18 protein-coding genes are annotated in these 15,617 nt (G+C 70.4%); 12 read left to right on the top strand and 6 right to left on the bottom strand.

Features of this window, described 5'->3' with window-relative positions; genetic code table 11:
- Positions 1–33: 33 nt before the first annotated feature.
- Both ASG73_RS02670 and ASG73_RS02675 read right to left on the bottom strand, forming a co-directional pair.
- Complete coding sequence (locus ASG73_RS02670) at positions 34–216, bottom strand: hypothetical protein (RefSeq protein ID WP_055990348.1); 183 nt, start codon at positions 214–216, stop codon at positions 34–36.
- Positions 217–265: 49 nt separating this feature from the next.
- Complete coding sequence (locus ASG73_RS02675; protein WP_055990351.1) at positions 266–1,057, bottom strand: PIG-L deacetylase family protein; 792 nt, start codon at positions 1,055–1,057, stop codon at positions 266–268.
- Positions 1,058–1,126: 69 nt separating this feature from the next.
- On the opposite strand from ASG73_RS02675, the gene ASG73_RS02680 reads away from it, so the two are divergent.
- From ASG73_RS02680 to ASG73_RS02705, 6 genes are all read left to right on the top strand, one after another.
- On the top strand, positions 1,127–1,960 hold the full coding sequence (locus ASG73_RS02680; RefSeq protein WP_055990354.1) for a maleylpyruvate isomerase family mycothiol-dependent enzyme: 834 nt from the start codon (positions 1,127–1,129) through the stop codon (positions 1,958–1,960).
- A 134-nt stretch (positions 1,961–2,094) separates the two neighbouring features.
- Positions 2,095–3,069, top strand: a complete 975-nt coding sequence (locus tag ASG73_RS02685; RefSeq protein WP_055990357.1) for a siderophore ABC transporter substrate-binding protein — start codon at positions 2,095–2,097, stop codon at positions 3,067–3,069.
- The gene (locus ASG73_RS02690) at positions 3,066–4,049 is read left to right on the top strand and encodes an ABC transporter permease (RefSeq protein ID WP_055990360.1); all 984 of its coding nucleotides are present in this window, start codon (positions 3,066–3,068) and stop codon (positions 4,047–4,049) included. Before ASG73_RS02685 ends, ASG73_RS02690 begins: the two co-directional genes overlap by 4 nt.
- A gap of 19 nt (positions 4,050–4,068) precedes the next feature.
- Positions 4,069–5,109, top strand: a complete 1,041-nt coding sequence (locus ASG73_RS02695; protein ID WP_235499335.1) for an iron chelate uptake ABC transporter family permease subunit — start codon at positions 4,069–4,071, stop codon at positions 5,107–5,109.
- Positions 5,106–5,861, top strand: a complete 756-nt coding sequence (locus tag ASG73_RS02700) for an iron ABC transporter ATP-binding protein (protein WP_055990363.1) — start codon at positions 5,106–5,108, stop codon at positions 5,859–5,861. The genes ASG73_RS02695 and ASG73_RS02700 overlap by 4 nt, the downstream gene beginning before the upstream one ends.
- Before the next feature lie 46 nt (positions 5,862–5,907).
- Positions 5,908–7,338, top strand: a complete 1,431-nt coding sequence (locus ASG73_RS02705; protein ID WP_055990365.1) for a hypothetical protein — start codon at positions 5,908–5,910, stop codon at positions 7,336–7,338.
- A 48-nt stretch (positions 7,339–7,386) separates the two neighbouring features.
- Here the strand turns inward: ASG73_RS02705 and ASG73_RS02710 are convergent, their stop codons facing one another.
- Positions 7,387–8,553 (bottom strand): sterol desaturase family protein, encoded by a 1,167-nt coding sequence (locus ASG73_RS02710; RefSeq protein ID WP_055990368.1) that lies wholly within the window; start codon positions 8,551–8,553, stop codon positions 7,387–7,389.
- Between the two features lie 93 nt (positions 8,554–8,646).
- On the opposite strand from ASG73_RS02710, the gene ASG73_RS02715 reads away from it, so the two are divergent.
- On the top strand, positions 8,647–9,246 hold the full coding sequence (locus ASG73_RS02715; RefSeq protein ID WP_200946651.1) for a TetR/AcrR family transcriptional regulator: 600 nt from the start codon (positions 8,647–8,649) through the stop codon (positions 9,244–9,246).
- Positions 9,247–9,274: 28 nt separating this feature from the next.
- Here the strand turns inward: ASG73_RS02715 and ASG73_RS02720 are convergent, their stop codons facing one another.
- A complete protein-coding gene (locus tag ASG73_RS02720) occupies positions 9,275–10,150 on the bottom strand; it encodes an oxygenase MpaB family protein (RefSeq protein WP_235499336.1) in 876 nt (291 codons plus the stop codon).
- Between the two features lie 71 nt (positions 10,151–10,221).
- Here ASG73_RS02720 and ASG73_RS02725 point away from each other — a divergent pair, with 71 nt between their 5' ends.
- From ASG73_RS02725 to ASG73_RS02740, 4 genes are read left to right on the top strand one after another with little or no spacing between them, the layout of a single operon-like run.
- Positions 10,222–10,620, top strand: coding sequence for an SRPBCC family protein (locus ASG73_RS02725; protein WP_055990374.1), 399 nt, complete (start codon positions 10,222–10,224; stop codon positions 10,618–10,620).
- 20 nt (positions 10,621–10,640) lie between these two features.
- Positions 10,641–11,216, top strand: a complete 576-nt coding sequence (locus tag ASG73_RS02730; RefSeq protein WP_200946652.1) for a TIGR00730 family Rossman fold protein — start codon at positions 10,641–10,643, stop codon at positions 11,214–11,216.
- Positions 11,217–11,239: 23 nt separating this feature from the next.
- Positions 11,240–12,643, top strand: coding sequence for a class II fumarate hydratase (gene fumC / locus ASG73_RS02735; RefSeq protein ID WP_055990377.1), 1,404 nt, complete (start codon positions 11,240–11,242; stop codon positions 12,641–12,643).
- Positions 12,644–12,645: 2 nt separating this feature from the next.
- A complete protein-coding gene (locus ASG73_RS02740; protein WP_055990380.1) occupies positions 12,646–12,942 on the top strand; it encodes a hypothetical protein in 297 nt (98 codons plus the stop codon).
- A gap of 59 nt (positions 12,943–13,001) precedes the next feature.
- Here the strand turns inward: ASG73_RS02740 and ASG73_RS02745 are convergent, their stop codons facing one another.
- A complete protein-coding gene (locus tag ASG73_RS02745) occupies positions 13,002–13,418 on the bottom strand; it encodes a tetratricopeptide repeat protein (protein WP_055990383.1) in 417 nt (138 codons plus the stop codon).
- Between the two features lie 83 nt (positions 13,419–13,501).
- Positions 13,502–14,053, bottom strand: coding sequence for a nucleosidase (locus ASG73_RS02750; RefSeq protein ID WP_055991383.1), 552 nt, complete (start codon positions 14,051–14,053; stop codon positions 13,502–13,504).
- A gap of 34 nt (positions 14,054–14,087) precedes the next feature.
- Here ASG73_RS02750 and ASG73_RS02755 point away from each other — a divergent pair, with 34 nt between their 5' ends.
- Entirely contained in the window at positions 14,088–15,590 is a 1,503-nt protein-coding gene (locus ASG73_RS02755; protein WP_055990386.1) for an amidohydrolase, read from the top strand.
- The last annotated feature ends 27 nt before the right edge of the window (positions 15,591–15,617 follow it).

Here is a 15,617-nt window from a genome sequence, read left to right on the forward strand (position 1 = left end):
AAGGACAGGCGACCCTGCGTGCGGGCAGGAGGGTCAGGCGGCAGCGCGCAGCTTGGCCTTCTGCTTGGTGGTGACGAGCTTGCGCTTGTGGACGGCGTAGCCGGCGGGCAGGCGACCCTCCTTGAGCAGGCGAATGGGGCAGGAGCTGCAGCGACTCTTGCTGACGCAGCACTTCTCCTTGACCTTGATCTTGCCGATCTTCACCTTCTTGCTCATACGCCCACGATAGACCCATGAGGTTAGGCCTGCCTACCCTGTGTTCCGCTCATGAGACGAAGGGGTTTCGCGTCGACATCTGCTGTGGTAGTCCCGGCTCGGCGTAGTGCTCGACGCCGAAGGCCACCGCGAAGATCTCCGGGGGCATCTGCAGCATCCCCTGGACGTCGACCTGCGAGCCGTGGCTGGCCAGGGCCGCGCGCTTGCGGTCGATGACCGAGGTGACGTCGAGCGCGTGGTGGATCTCGCTCTCCGGCAAGCCCATCGGGTTGCCATCGTCCATCGGGCCGTCGACGTCCAGGTCGAGCTCGAGCCCCATCTCCTTGGCCTGGGCGAGCTGGGCGCGCATCCGGTCACGGTTCATCGTGTTCTCGAGGAGGCGGGGTCGTCGGGCGGCGAGCTCGGCGGCCCGATGAGCGACGTGGTGAACCTTGACGTGGTCGGGGTGGCCGTAGCCACCGTGCCAGTCGTAACCGACGAGGATGTCCGCGTCCTCCTCGTCGAGGATGCGTGCCAGCCGCCCGGCGGCCTCGTCGAGGTCGGCGGCGTGGAAGGAGGTCTCGTGGCCGTTCTGATCCCAGCCGGTCATCCCGGAGTCGGCGTACCCGAGCCACTCGACGCGAGCCGTGCCAGTGATGGAGGCGGAGACCTCGGCCTCGTCGCGACGGTGCTCGGCGACGGTCCTCCCTTCGCCCAGGTCTGCCGGGATGCTCCCGTGCTCACCGTGGGTCGCGTAGACCACGACCACCCGGTGGCCCGCATCGGAGGTGAGGATCATCGAGCCGGCGGTGCCGCTGGCCTCGTCGTCGGGATGGGCGTGGAAGAACACGGTCGTCGTCACCGGACCATCCTGCACCCGCGCGCCGACATTCCCGTTGCGCGGCCGGACGAAGGGGGGAAGTCTCACCTCATGACCGCTGACGCCCGATCCCACTGGCTCCCCTTCGACACCTACCTCACCGCCCTGGAGCGGGAGACCGCGCGCTTCCGTGAGTGTGTCGACATGGCTGACCCGGGGGCGCGGGTGCCGAGCTGCCCCGACTGGAGTGTCGATGACCTGCTGTGGCACGTCGGCGGCGAGGTGCAGGACTTCTGGGCCTGGGTCATCGCCAACCGGCCGCAGTCGCCGGCCGCCTATGAGGAGCCGGAGCGACCCGCAGACCGCGTCGGCCTGCTGCACGTCCTCGACCACGCCCACGACGAGCTCATGCTGCGACTGCGCAACGCCGACCCGGCAGACGCGGCCTGGTCCTGGTCCGGCGATCCGGCGCTGCACACGGTGGGCTTCACGATCCGCCGGCAGGCGCACGAGGTGCTCATCCACCGGGTCGACGCCGAGCTGACGGTCGGGGATCCCACGCCGCTCGACACCGACCTGGCTGCCGACGGCGTGCTCGAGGCCCTCGACTGGATGTACGGCGGGCTCCCGCGCTGGGCGAGCTTTGCTCCCGATGGTGACACCGTGATGGTGCACATGACCGACACGGGCCACCGCGTGCTCGTGGGGCTGGGCCGTGTCACCGGCCACGACCCCGGTGAAGGCGTCGACATCGACCAAGCGCACCTGCGGGTCGTCGACCGGGCGGCGCACGGTCCCGGCAACGCCGACGCGGTGATCTCGGGGACCGCGCAGGAGCTCGACCTGTGGCTCTGGCACCGGGGCCCCGCGCACCCGGTCGAGATGACGGGTGACGAGGGCGTCATCGACCGGCTGACGGCGGTGCTGGGCGAGCCCGTGGACTGAGGCTCGACCACTCAGCGTTCCGCAGAGCGGGACCCGCGTGACCGAGTGAGGTTTGGTGAGGCTAGCCTCACGTCAACCTCATCAGCAGGCGTCAGGCATCGATCGGTGGCGCCCCTTCGGAAGGACCACCCCTCGTGCTCTCCCGCACTCGCTCGATCGCCCTCGTCGGCGGCCTCGCCCTCGCCCTGTCCGCCTGCGGCGGAGCCTCTGACGCCGAGACCGCCGCGGGCCCCACCATCGAGGTGCAGGACAACACCGGCGCCGTGCAGGTGCCGCAGGCGCCGACCTCCGTGGTCGCAACCGACAACCGCACCTTCGAGACGCTCTCCGACTGGGACGTGAAGCTCTCCGCGGCAGCCGTGACCCTGATGCCGGACACGATCGCGTACACCAAGGACGACAGCATCGTCGACCTCGGCAGCCACCGTGAGCCCGACCTCGAGGCGATCGTCGCCGCCAGGCCCGACCTGGTCGTCAACGGCAACCGCTACGCCGATCACGAGTCCAAGCTCAAGGAGCTGGCGCCCGATGCGGCCTTCCTCAACCTCGACCCGCGCGAGGGTGAGCCGCTCGACGACGAGCTCAAGCGCGCGACCACCGTCCTGGGTGAGGTCTTCGACAAGGAGGACGAGGCCGCCAAGCTCGGCAAGGACCTCGACGCCCAGGTGGCCCGCGTCAAGGCGGCCTACCAGCCCGGCGACACCGTGATGGCCATCAACACCTCCGGTGGCGAGCTCGGCTACATCGCGCCGACGGTCGGGCAGACGCTCGGCCCGGTCTTCGACCTGCTCGACCTCGAGCCGGCTCTCGAGGTCGAGGGTGCGAGTGACGACCACCAGGGCGACGAGGTCTCCGTCGAGGCCATCGCCAAGGCGGACCCGGACTGGATCCTCGTCATGGACCGCGACGCCGCCGTGGCTGCCGACGAGGAGGGCTACACCCCCGCCAAGCAGCTCCTCGAGGACTCCGACGCGCTCAAGGACGTCACCGCGGTCAAGGAGGGCAATGTCGTCTTCATGCCCGCCGACACCTACACCAACGAGGGCATCCAGACCTTCACCGAGTTCTTCACGACCTTCGCCGACGCGCTGGAGGGGAAGAAGAGCTGAGCGCCACGACCGCTGAGCGCGTCGCCTCCAAGGGGCGCCTCCTCGACGCGAAGCTCGCCCTCGGCATCCTGGCCGTGGGCGGGCTCCTCGTCGTCTCCCTCTTCACCGGCGTCTACGACATCTTCGGCGGCGATCGGGGCGGCGAGATGTTCGCCATCACCCGCATCCCGCGGACCGTCGCGCTCGTCCTCGCCGGCGCCGCGATGGCGATGTCCGGGCTGGTGATGCAGCTGCTGACGCAGAACCGCTTCGTCGAGCCGACGACGACCGGCACCACGGAGTGGGCCGGTCTCGGCCTGCTCGCCGTGATGATCCTCTTCCCGGGGGCCAGCCTCATGGAGCGGATGATCGGCGCGATCATCGCTGCCTTCATCGGCACCATGGTCTTCTTCCTCTTCCTGCGCAGGGTGACCCTGCGGTCCTCGCTCATCGTCCCGATCGTGGGGATCATGCTGGGCGCCGTCGTGGGGTCGGTCTCCACCTTCATCGCGCTGCAGACCGACATGCTGCAGAACCTGGGGATCTGGTTCGCCGGCAGCTTCACCTCGGTCCTGCGGGGGCAGTACGAGGTGCTGTGGATCGTCGCCCTCGTGGCCATCGCCATCTTCGTGGTGGCGGACCGCTTCACCGTCGCCGGCCTCGGCGAGGAGATCTCGACCAATGTCGGGCTCAACTACAACCAGGTCATCCTCATCGGCACCTGCCTGATCGCCGTGGCGACGGGGGTCGTGACGGTCGTCGTCGGCAACCTGCCCTTCCTCGGGCTGATCGTCCCCAACATCGTCTCGATGTTCCGCGGCGACGACCTGCGCAGCAACCTGCCGTGGGTCTGCCTGCTCGGCATCGCGATCGTCACCGTCTGCGACCTCATCGGACGCACGGTCATCGCGCCCTTCGAGGTGCCGGTCTCGCTCATCCTCGGGGTGGTCGGGGCAGTCGTCTTCATCGTCCTCCTGCTCAGGCAGCGCCGTCGTGGCTGAGGCGCCCTCGCGTCCACGCGTGACCCCGCCGATCACGGACTCCGTGGTGACCACGGGAGAGCGCGCGTCCGGCCCCCTTCCCACCGCCCGCTCCCGCCGGCGCTACCGGATCGTCCTGACCGTGCTCGTCGTGCTGGCGGTCGGCTTCGGCTTCGGGCACCTTGCCTGGGACAACCCGATGCCGCTCGGCTCCGAGGGCTTCTGGATCGTCGCCGAGCTGCGGGCGAGCACGCTCGTGGCGATGGCGGTCGTCGCGGTCTGCCAGGCGATCGCCACCGTGAGCTTCCAGACGGTGACCAACAACCGGATCATCACGCCCTCGATCATGGGCTTCGAGTCGCTCTACGTCGCGGTGCAGACGGCCGCCGTGTACTTCCTCGGCGTCGCCGGCCTGGGGATGCTCACCGGGCTGCCCCAGTTCGTCCTGCAGATCGCGATCATGGTTGGCCTCTCCCTCGCGCTCTACGGGTGGCTGCTGTCGGGGCGCTACGGCAATGTCGAGATCATGCTGCTGATCGGCATCGTCATCGGCGGCGGGCTCGCCTCGGTCTCCTCCTTCATGCGGCGGATGCTCACGCCCAGCGAGTTCGACGTGCTCACCGCGCGGATGTTCGGGTCGATGGCCAACGCCGACCCGATGTACTTCCCCATCGCGATCCCGCTGTGCATCGTCGCCGCTGCACTGCTGTGGCGGCGCTCGAACCGGTTGAATGTCGTGGCGCTCGGCCGCGACACCGCCACCAACCTCGGGCTCAACCACCGCCGCGAGCTCATGGTGACCCTCTTCCTCGTCTCGATCCTCATGGCCGTCTCGACGGCGCTCGTCGGGCCGATGACCTTCCTCGGGTTCCTCGTCGCCACCCTCGCCTACCAGTTCGCCGACAGCTATGACCACCGGCGGATCTTCCCCGTGGCCGTGCTGGTCGGCTTCGTCGTCCTGTCGGGGGCGTACTTCGTGATGAAGCACGTCTTCTACGCGCAGGGCGTCGTCTCGATCATCATCGAGCTCGTCGGGGGCTCGGTCTTCCTCATCGTCATCCTCCGCAAGGGGCGCCTGTGATCACCCTGACCGATGTCCGCAAGACCTATGGCAGCGAGGTGACGATCGGACCGGTGGACCTCGAGATCCCGGCCGGGGGTGTCACCGCGCTCGTCGGCCCCAACGGCGCCGGCAAGTCGACGCTGCTGACGATGATCGGACGGCTGCTCGACCTCGACGAAGGCACCATCGAGGTCGCCGGTTACGACGTGACGAGCACCAAGTCCAAGGACCTGGCCAAGATCGTCTCGATCCTGCGGCAGGAAAACCACTTCATCACCCGGTTGACCGTGCGCCAGCTCGTGGGCTTCGGGCGCTTCCCCCACTCGCAGGGGCGGCTGACCGTCGAGGACGAGGAGGTCATCTCCCGCTCGATCGACTTCCTCGACCTCGGTGGGCTCGAGGGCCGCTACCTCGACCAGCTCTCCGGCGGCCAGCGGCAGCGCGCCTATGTCGCGATGGTCCTGTCCCAGGACACCGACTACGTGCTGCTCGACGAGCCACTCAACAACCTGGACATGCAGCACTCGGTGCACATGATGCGGATGTTGCGCCGGGCCGCCGACGAGCTGGGGCGCACGATCATCGTGGTCCTGCACGACATCAACTTCGCCGGTCATTACTCCGACCGGATCTGCGCGGTCAAGCACGGCAAGGTCGTGGAGTTCGGCACGCCTGCCGAGATCATGACCGACGAGGTGCTCACGCGGGTCTTCGACACCCCCGTGCAGGTGATCGAGGGTCCCAACGGGCCGCTTGCCGTCTACTACTGACTCGTCCCACCTCAGCGGTGGTTCCCGGGTGCGGCAGGATGCAGGCGTGGACCACGTGATCGACTCCCGCTGGAGAGTGCTGCCCATCGGTCGCCCGGAGACGCTGCGCAGAGCAGCCACGGAGGCGGCCCTCTTCGGCCTCGCCGGCCTGGCAGGACTCTTCGCGGTCGCCGTCGTCATCGGCGTGGTCATCGAGGAGGCCTTCGCGGAGACCGAGACGGGGATCACCGCAGACCTGGTCCTGCGGGCCTCGCTGGGCGGAGTCCTGCTGTTCGGGATGATCGGCCTGCTGACGCTCGGGGCGCTGGGTGCCCTGCAGGGCCCGCTGACCGCACGTGAGCTCGCGGCGGCTGCCCGGCGAGACACCCCGGCGACGCAGGTGCCGATCCCCGACCAGTGGGAGGGAGCGACGGAGAGCAGCGCGGGCGCCTACAAGCTGTTGGCCTTGTGGGTCCTCGCCATCCTGGGGCTCGTCTATCTCGTGCTCGTGTTCGTGACGCTCGGTGATCCTGACCCCACGGGTCTGGCTCTGCTCGTAGGGGGTGGACTGCTGCTCGCGGCGATCTGGTGCGGGATCCCCCTGACGAAGCGGGTTCTGGAGCCTCGACAGATGGCGATCGCCGCGGAGCTGGAGCACCGGTGGACGCAGGCGCACCGGGAGGTCGCCGACGAGCGAGAGCTGAGCGAGCAGGACGTCAGCGAGGCCCGGACGCGCGCGGGCCTGACGGGTCGGCTGCCGGGTCGCGGGGTGCGCACGCTCAACGACCTGTTGATCCTCTTCGTCGTCGTGGGCGTCGCCACCTGGGGGATCGCGACCCACGTGACGGCCGCGATCGCCTATCCGGACCGTACGTACGGTCCGGGGCGTCAGCTGGACGACCGGGCGAGTCTGGACCCCGCTGACGAGCGGCTGGTGGACCTCATCGCCGTGGGGGGCGCGATCGGCGCTGCCGTCGGCATGCTCGCCTTCGTCTGCATGGTGGTCTGCGAGGTCATCATCTGGAGCGTGGAGCGCCGGGAGCTGCGCCGTGCGCTCGCGGACGGCGCAGCCGCGCCTCCGCCCTACCTGCTGCTCCGCCGCGCCATGGTCAGTGCGTGCCCGCCGGCTCTGCGGCTGGTCTTCGCTCTCGCCGGCGCGACGCTGGCGCTCGGCTTCGCCCTGTGGTTCGTGACCCTCGTGGCCGACCGGCCCGACTGGGACACCTACGCCGCGGCCGGCCAGCAGCTGCGCGACGCCGGCTCGCTCGGGCCCTGGATCATGCTGGGGGCCCTGGTCGTCATGGGACTCGGCGTCGCGCTGGGCAGCCAGCTCGACACTCGGGACCAGGCGTTGCGCGACCAGCTGGTCCAGCGCTGGCCGGTGCGATCCGCCGAGCAGGAGTTGGAGACGGATGGTGAGGAGGCGGCGACGGGCGACGCAGGTCCGGACGCCAGGGACGGCGCGACCCCGGACGCCGCGGGTGGCACGTCCGTCTGACCGGGGTCTCGGGCTCGCGGTCCGGGCGAGCGCAGGGGGTGCGTGGGCTCAGCCCGTGACCGGTTCGGAGACTCGCCCGATCGCCACCGGATCGCCGGTGATGGGCGCGAGCTGCTCCCTTCGCTCGTAGGCCCAGCCGGGTCCGCGCAGGAGGAAGCCGAACCGGTCCGACCAGGTGGGCGACGAGGTGATGTCGCGCCACTCGTGGGTGGCGATCGTGCCGAGGTTGTAGGTGCCGATGTTGCGGGTCAGGCCGTAGCGCACCCGTTCCACCTCCGGCTCGAAGGTGCCGAAGAGCTTGTCCCACAGGATGAGGATCGAGCCGTGGTTGATGTCGAGGTACTGGCGCTGGCTGCCGTGGTGGGCGCGGTGGTGGCTGGGGGTGTTGAGCACCTTCTCGAGCCAGCCGATCGACGTGACCGCCTCGGTGTGGATCCAGAACTGGTAGATCAGGTTGATCGCGCGGGCATCCTCGATGTACCGCGGCGGGATGCCCAGCAGCGCGAGCAGGCCGTAGGGGACGACCATCGTGAAGCCCTCGGCGACCGGCTGCCGCAGCGCGGTCGAGAGGTTGTAGCGCTCGCTGCTGTGGTGGACCACGTGGACCGCCCAGAGCCAGCGGGACTCGTGGGACAGGCGGTGGTTCCAGTAGTAGATGAAGTCCCAGCCGGCGATGGCGACCAGGTAGGCGGCAGTGCCGGACCGCATCGAGAGGGGGCTGCGCTCGGCCAGCTTGGACGCGGAGGTCTGCATTGCCCAGATGGAGGCGGCGGCGACCGACGCCGAACCGACGGCCGCGACGGCGGAGCCGGAGGTCATCAGGCCAAGGGCGTCGATGCGCGAGCGGACGGTGGTGGGCGGGGTCTGGTCCGAAGGCAGGGTCCCCGCCGCGGGCAGCCGGCCGCCGTGGTCCGCGCGCGAGCGCAGGACGTCACCGATGGTCGTCGCGATCCCGGCGGCGACACCGAGGCCGAGGAGCGCGGTCCCGGCCCTCGTGCTGCCGGGCGCCAGGCGGCGCATGGTCGGGCCGATGACGAAGGGTGCGACCAGGCTGCCGACGCCCATCGCCAGACTGGCGATCGTGTCGCCCAGCTCGTAGTCGCCCGCACGATCCTCCCCCGGGGCTGCCGGGTACCTGCGCTGCCACCAGAACTCGGCTCCCATCGCGCCGACGAAGGCGGGGATGGCGAGGACGGTGAGATCGGGACGGGGCATGCAGGGCTCCTCTGCAACAGTGAAGGGGACCAACTGACCATAGAGTCAGTTCGGAGCGATGACAAGATGTGCTGCACCACAGGAGGAGGAGACGTGAGCGACATCGGGACGAAGGGGGTCGCCCGCGCCGACCGCAGGCGGCAGCTCGTGGGGGAGGCCGTCGAGGCCCTGGGACGTGAGGGCTATGCCCGCTCATCGATGGCCGATGTCGCGCGCCGCGCCGGTGTCTCCAAGGCGATGGTGCACAACGTCTTCGGCTCCAAGGCCGACCTTGCGCTCGCCTGCCTCGAGGAGGTCGGGCCTGGCCTCATCGCCTCGATCGCCGCGGCGCAGACCGCGAGCGACCCCGGCCAGCGGGCGCAGGAGACCTTCACCGCGATCTTCAGCGCGATGGCCGACCACCGCCATGCGTGGGCGCTGATCAACGACGAGACCCTGCCGGAGGGGTCCGCGGCTGCGGCCCGCGCGATGGAGCTGCGGGTGCAGCTGCGCAGGATGGGGACCGTCGGTACCCGCGACGTGCTGTCCGGCGCCGGCCTGACGGACCCGCTCGACCACGACCTCCTCGATCGGCTGTGGGAGTCGATCGTCGCGACCGCGGTGACTTGGTGGGAGGACCACGAGGACCACTCGGCGCAGGACATGGCAGCCCGGCTTGCGCGACTGCTGGGCGTGGTCACGCTGGCGCGGTGACTTCGGCCAGGGAGGGGAGCCGCAGCGCTCAGCTCGCTGCCATCCCCCAGCGCACGAGGCGGGTCGAGGTGTGCCCCGCGGCGCGGGCGAGAGTGCGCCGGCCGCCCCGGGTCGCCGGTAAGTCAAGCATCTCGCCGGCCCAGGGCGGCAGAACCGAGAGGGCTCCGGCGGCGATGAGGCCGTACCCGGGGCGGGCGAGTGCCGGCAGCGGGGGCTCGCGCAGCAGGAAGGTCGCTGCGTCGCGGGCCGCCTCGGTGGTGGCGAGCTCGGGCCGGTAGTCGGCGAGCCGGGCCTCGAGGTCCGCGACCGACGTCGGCAGGTCCCGACCGCCGAGGCGGTGCGCCGGGACCGCGGCCTGGGCGACATAGGTGTCTGCCTCGTCGACGGTCAACGGCCTGGCCCCGAAGTGCTGGTGGGCGCGCAGGAAGCACCAGACCTCGGCGACGTGGACCCAGCGCAGCAGATGCGGGTCGTCCGCCGCGTAGGGCATGCCCAGGTCGTCGATGCCCCGGACCCGCGAGTGCACCGCCCGCACGACGTCGATCGCCTGCTCGGCGTGCTCGATCGTGCCGTAGGTGGTCGTGGCGATGTAGTGGCTCGTGCGCTGCAGCCGGCCCCACGGGTCGCCTCGGAACCCGCTGTGACCGGCGACGCCCGCCATGGCCGAGGGGTGCAGGGACTGCAGCAGCAGGGCTGCCACCCCGCCGCTGAACATCGAGGCGTCGGCGTGGACTCGCCAGATCGGGTCGTCGCTGGTGAACCACCGAGGGCCCGGCGTGTCCCAGATGCGCGCTGCGGCCTCGCGGGCGTCGGGTCCCGCGACCCGGCTGCGCAGTGCCTCGGCCAGACGTCGCTGGGCGGCGTCGATGGTCCGTGAGGGGAGGACGCGAGAGGCTGTGGCCACTCGTCCAGCCTAGGACGCGCTGGCGTCCAGCCATAGTGTCGAGGCATGACGACGAGCGCAGGGCACCGACGATGAGGTGGCGCCGCAACCCCCTTCGCCTCGAGGAGGCCGGCCCCGCGAGCGTCGACGAGGTGTGGCGCAGGTACACGACCCCCGAGCTGTGGGCCGGTTGGGCGCCGCAGATCCGGGGCGTCGAGCACCCGCTCGGCCGGATCGCTCCCGACGGGATGGGCGTCGTGCTGGGCCCGCTCGGGCTCCGGGTCCCCTTCGTCGTCGAGGCCGTCGACGACGATGCCATGCGCTGGGGGTGGACCCCCGCGGTGGGACCGGTGCGGGTCCGGATGCGGCACGGCGTCGACCGGTTGGGGAGAGGCAGCCGGGCGTGGGTGGAGATCGACGCGCCCCGACCGCTCGCACTGCCCTATGCGCCGATCGCACGCCTCGCCCTGCGCCGACTCGTCGCAGCCTGACACTCGCATAGGGTCGACGGGTGATCGAGCGACTGACGTGCTTCACCGGATCGACCCCCGGCAACGACCCCAAGTGGGTCGATCTGGCCCGTGCGGTCGGGTCCGACCTCGCCGACCGTGGGATCGGGGTGGTCTACGGCGCGGGCGGCGGCGGCCTCATGGGTGCTCTGGCCCAGGGCGCGCTCGACGCCGGGGGAGAGGTCATCGGCGTCATCCCCGAGTTCATGATCGAGCGTGAGTGGGGCCGCGACGACCTCACCGAGGTGCACGTGGTGACGACGATGCACGAGCGCAAGGCCCTCATGGCCGACCTGACGAGTGCCTTCCTCGCGCTGCCGGGCGGGATGGGCACGCTCGAGGAGGTCTTCGAGGTGTGGACCTGGCGGCAGATCGGGCTGCTCGACAAGCCGGTGGGCTTCCTCGACGTGGACGGCTTCTGGACCCCGCTGCTGGACTCCCTCCGCGGCATCTCGCAGGCCGGCTTCATGTCGCAGGCGAGCCTCGACGACATCGTCGTGGCGCCGGACCTGGACTCCGCGTTGGCCGGGCTGGAGTCCCGCGGCGTCGGCACGCGGATGCTGCGTCCCGTCACCTGAGGGCGCCGAGTAGCGTTGGGCCCATGACTCAGATGCGCGCGGAGAAGGACAGCATGGGCACCATCGAGGTGCCCGGTGACAAGTACTGGGGAGCGCAGACCCAGCGCTCGCTGGGCAACTTCGACATCGGCCGGGACACCTTCGTCTGGGGCCGCTCGATGATCCGTGCGCTCGGCACACTGAAGAAGTCGACCGCTCTGGCCAACGCCGAGCTCGGCGAGCTCCCCCAGGACGTCGCGGACCTGATCACCCAGGCCGCCGACGAGGTCATCAGGGGTGACCTCGACGCGCACTTCCCGCTCGTGGTCTTCCAGACCGGCTCGGGCACGCAGTCCAACATGAACTCCAACGAGGTCATCTCCAACCGCGGCATCGAGATCGCCGGTGGCGAGATGGGCACCAAGGCGCCGGTCCACCCCAACGACCACGTCAACCGGGGCCAGTCGAGCAATGACACCTTCCCGACCGCGATGCACATCGCGATCGTGCTCGACCTGGCCGAGCGGCTCTACCCGAGCGTCAAGCAGCTGCGCGACACCTTCGACGCCAAGGCCAAGCAGTACGCCGACGTCGTCATGGTCGGCCGCACCCACCTGCAGGACGCCACCCCGGTCACCCTCGGTCAGGTCATCGGCGGCTGGGTCGCCCAGATGGACTTCGCCCTCGAGGCCGTGAGGTACGCCGACGAGCGCTCCCGCGAGCTGGCGATCGGTGGCACCGCGGTCGGTACGGGCCTGAACGCGCACCCGAAGTTCGGTGCGCTCACGGCAGCCAAGATCAGCGAGGAGACCGGCCTGACCTTCACCCAGGCCGACAACCTCTTCGCCGCCCTCTCGGCGCACGATGCTCTCGTCGAGGTGAGTGCCTCCCTTCGCACCCTCGCCGGCGCGCTGATGAAGATCGCCAACGATGTCCGCTGGTACGCCTCCGGCCCGCGCAACGGCATCGGCGAGCTGGCCATCCCCGAGAATGAGCCGGGCTCCTCGATCATGCCGGGCAAGGTCAACCCGACCCAGGCCGAGGCGATGACGATGGTCGCCACACGGGTCTTCGGCAACGACGCGACGGTCGGCTTCGCGGGCAGCCAGGGCAACTTCCAGCTCAACGTCTACAAGCCGGTCATGGCGCACGCGGTCCTCGAGTCGATCCGCCTGATCGCCGACTCCTGCGTCTCCTTCGACACCAACTGCGCCGTCGGCATCGAGCCGGTCACCGAGGTCATCGAGGCCAACCTCGCGCGCAACCTCATGGTCGTCACGGCGCTCAACCGCCACATCGGCTACGACAAGGCCGCGGCCATGGCCAAGAAGGCCCACAAGGAGGGCACGAGCCTGCGTGAGGCGGCCATCGCCTCCGGCGACATCTCGGGCGAGGACTTCGACGCCTGGGTGGTCCCGGCGGACATGACGCACCCGAGCGCCGGCTGACCATGAGCGAGCCGGGGGAGCGCAGGGAACCGGTCGTCACCGGTCTGGCCGACATCGACCCGGTGATGCCGCTGAGCTCGGGCATGGTGGTGCTGGTCGTGGTGTTCTTCGGCTCACTGGTCACCAACGGCACGCCGCCGTGGACGGTCCCACCGACGAGCGACGGCGCCAGCACCCTCACGACGGTCCTCTTCGTCGGGTCGGCCATCGCGGTGCTCCTGCTGGCCTACGGACTGCTCATCGTCGCGGCCAAGGTCGACGCGATCTACGACATGCTGCGTGGTCGCGACAGCGACTGATCCCAGCACAGCGCGAAGGGGAGGAGAGAGCGTCGTCTCTCCTCCCCTTCGTCGTCGGGTCAGGAGATCGAGTCGGCCACCTCGGCGTCGGCGTCGACGGAGGATGCGTAGCCTCCGAGCAGCTCCGCGAGGCGAAGGGGGCCGCGCGCCTCGTCGTGGCGTCCGGCGCGCTGGAGGGATCGGCCCAGCAGCAGGTGGGCGTAGGCGTCGTCCGGCGCCTCGGTGAGGACCTGCCGGCAGGCGGACTCGGCGCGCCCGAGCTGGGCGGAGTGGAAGTAGGCGCGCGCCAGCAGCAGGTGCATCTCGGCCGTGCCGTGGCCGATCGGGTCCGCACCGTCACCTGCACGGGCGGCGGCGAGGTCGGTGAAGAAGTCCTCGAGCTCGCGAATGGCATCGGTGTAGCGGGCGTCGTCGAAGGCGTGCTTCGCGCGCTCGTACCGCTCGAAGCCGTAGAGGGAGTCAGTGCGCGTCATCATGTCGCTCTCAACCGCGGCGGGTCGAGAACCATTCCCAGCTCAGGCGCCACTCCCTTCTGCATTGCCATAGGGCAATGCAGACTTCAGGTCGGGTCGAAGTCCGCCAGCCAGCGCCCCAGCTCACGCGCGCAGCCGTCGACGGCAGCCGACCAGTCGTGGGCGGTCTCGTCGGCGTTGTCGCTGACCATTTTGACCAGGTGCACGGGAACGCCGAGCTCGGTGCAGGCCAACGCGATCGCGTAGCCCTCCATGTCGACGAGGTCGGCCTGCCGGGCCAGCTCGTCGCGGACGCTCGGGTCCGTGACGAAGAGGTCCCCGCTCGCGAGGGTCGTCGCGTGGGCAGGGTTGATCGCGATCCGCTCGCGAGGGTCGATGCCGAGCTGGCGGATGGCTTCGGCGGACAGGTCGTGGTTGAGGACCGTCCCGATCTCGTGGAGTCCGGTGACCTCCTCCCGTAGTGCGCCGGCCGTCCCGATGTTGACGACGACGAGCTCCTCACGCTGCGGGTGCTCGCAGATCGCGCGGGTCACGGCTACGGCCGCGAGGGTCTTGCCGACCCCGGTGAGGAGCACCTCCATCCCCTCGGGGACGTACGCGGCCTCGGCCGCGATGGCGGCGACGACAAGTGGGTGCATGCGCACCAAGGTATCCGCACGTAGGGTGCCGAGCATGGCCCCCTTCGCCCCTCACGCGCTGCTCGCCGGCGCTCGGCTGCGACCCGGCGCGTCCCCCGTCGACATCAGGCTGCGCGAAGGGAGGATCGCCGAGATCGGCGTCGGCCTGGCCCGCTCGGGAGCGGCCGTCCATGACGCCGGGGGAGCGCTCGCGATCCCCGGTCTGTGGGACGGGCACGTGCACTTCGGCCAGTGGGCGGCGATGGCCCGGCGGGTCGATGTCGCCGACACCGCGAGCCCCGAGGAGGTGACGGCTCGGGTGGCGCACCACCTGGCGGTCGAGCGGCCAGCACCGGGGACCGTCGTCCAGGGGTTCGGCTGGAGGGTCGCCGGCTGGGACCGGCTGCCCAGCACTGCCGAGCTCGACGAGGTCGCCGGCGATCGCCCGATCATCCTCATCAGCGGTGACTGCCACGCGGGCTGGCTGAGCAGCGCGGCCTTCCGCGCGCTCGGGCTGCCGGTCCACGACGGGCACCTCGACGAGGACGAGTGGTTCCCGATCTACACCCGCCTCGCGGACCTGCCCGAGGACCAGGCCGTCGTGCGCGCCAGCCTCGACGGTGCGATGCGCGCTGCCGCTGCGCACGGTGTCGTCGGCGTCGGTGACATGGAGTTCGAGACCGGCCGACTGGAGTGGCCCGCCCGGACGGCTGCCGGTCTGGACCTGCTGCGGGTGCGCACCTGCACCTACCCCGAGGGGCTCGAGGACGCGATCGCTGCCGGCATGCGCACCGGCGACGTCCTCGACGCGACCGGCCTGGTGACGATGGGCCCGCTCAAGGTGATCACCGACGGCTCGCTCAACACCCGCACGGCCTGGTGCTGCGAGCCCTTCGTCACCGACGACGACCTCGGCGACCCGCACGGCAAGCGCAGCGTCGACCCCGAGGAGCTGACCCAGCTGCTCCGCCGGGCTCACGCGCACGGCCTCGACGGGGCGGTGCACGCCATCGGCGACGCCGCCCTGCTCGACGCGCTCGATGCCTACGCCGCCAGTGGCGCGCGCGGCTCCATCGAGCACGCGCAGCTGGTGCGCATGGAGGCGCTGGGCCGCTTCGCCGAGCTGGGGCTGGTCGCCAGCGTGCAACCCGCCCACCTGCTCGACGACCGCGACTCGACGGAGGCGCTGTGGCCCGACCGGCTGGAGCGCTGCTTCGCCCTGAGGTCGATGTCGGACGCGGGGATCCCCCTTCGCCTGGGGTCCGATGCTCCCGTCGCCCCGCTCGACCCCTGGCTGGCCATGTCGGCCGCAGTCCACCGCAGCGCCGACGAGCGCCAGCCGTGGGCCCCCGAGCAGGCGATCACCCCGCGTGAGGCGCTGCTCGCCTCGACGGACGGGGTGAGCGAGCTGGCGGTCGGAGGGGTGGGCGACATCGTGCTCATCGACGAGGACCCCTGTCCTGCAGGTCTGTCCGGCACCGCGGAGCAGGCCGCGAGGTTGCGTGAGACGCGGGTCCTCGCGACCTTCGTGGGCGGGCGACTGACCCACTCCGCCTGATCTGCAAGGCGTGGACGACCGTAACTC

The sequence above is a fragment of the Janibacter sp. Soil728 genome, from assembly GCF_001428305.1.
Lineage (GTDB): Bacteria > Actinomycetota > Actinomycetes > Actinomycetales > Dermatophilaceae > Janibacter.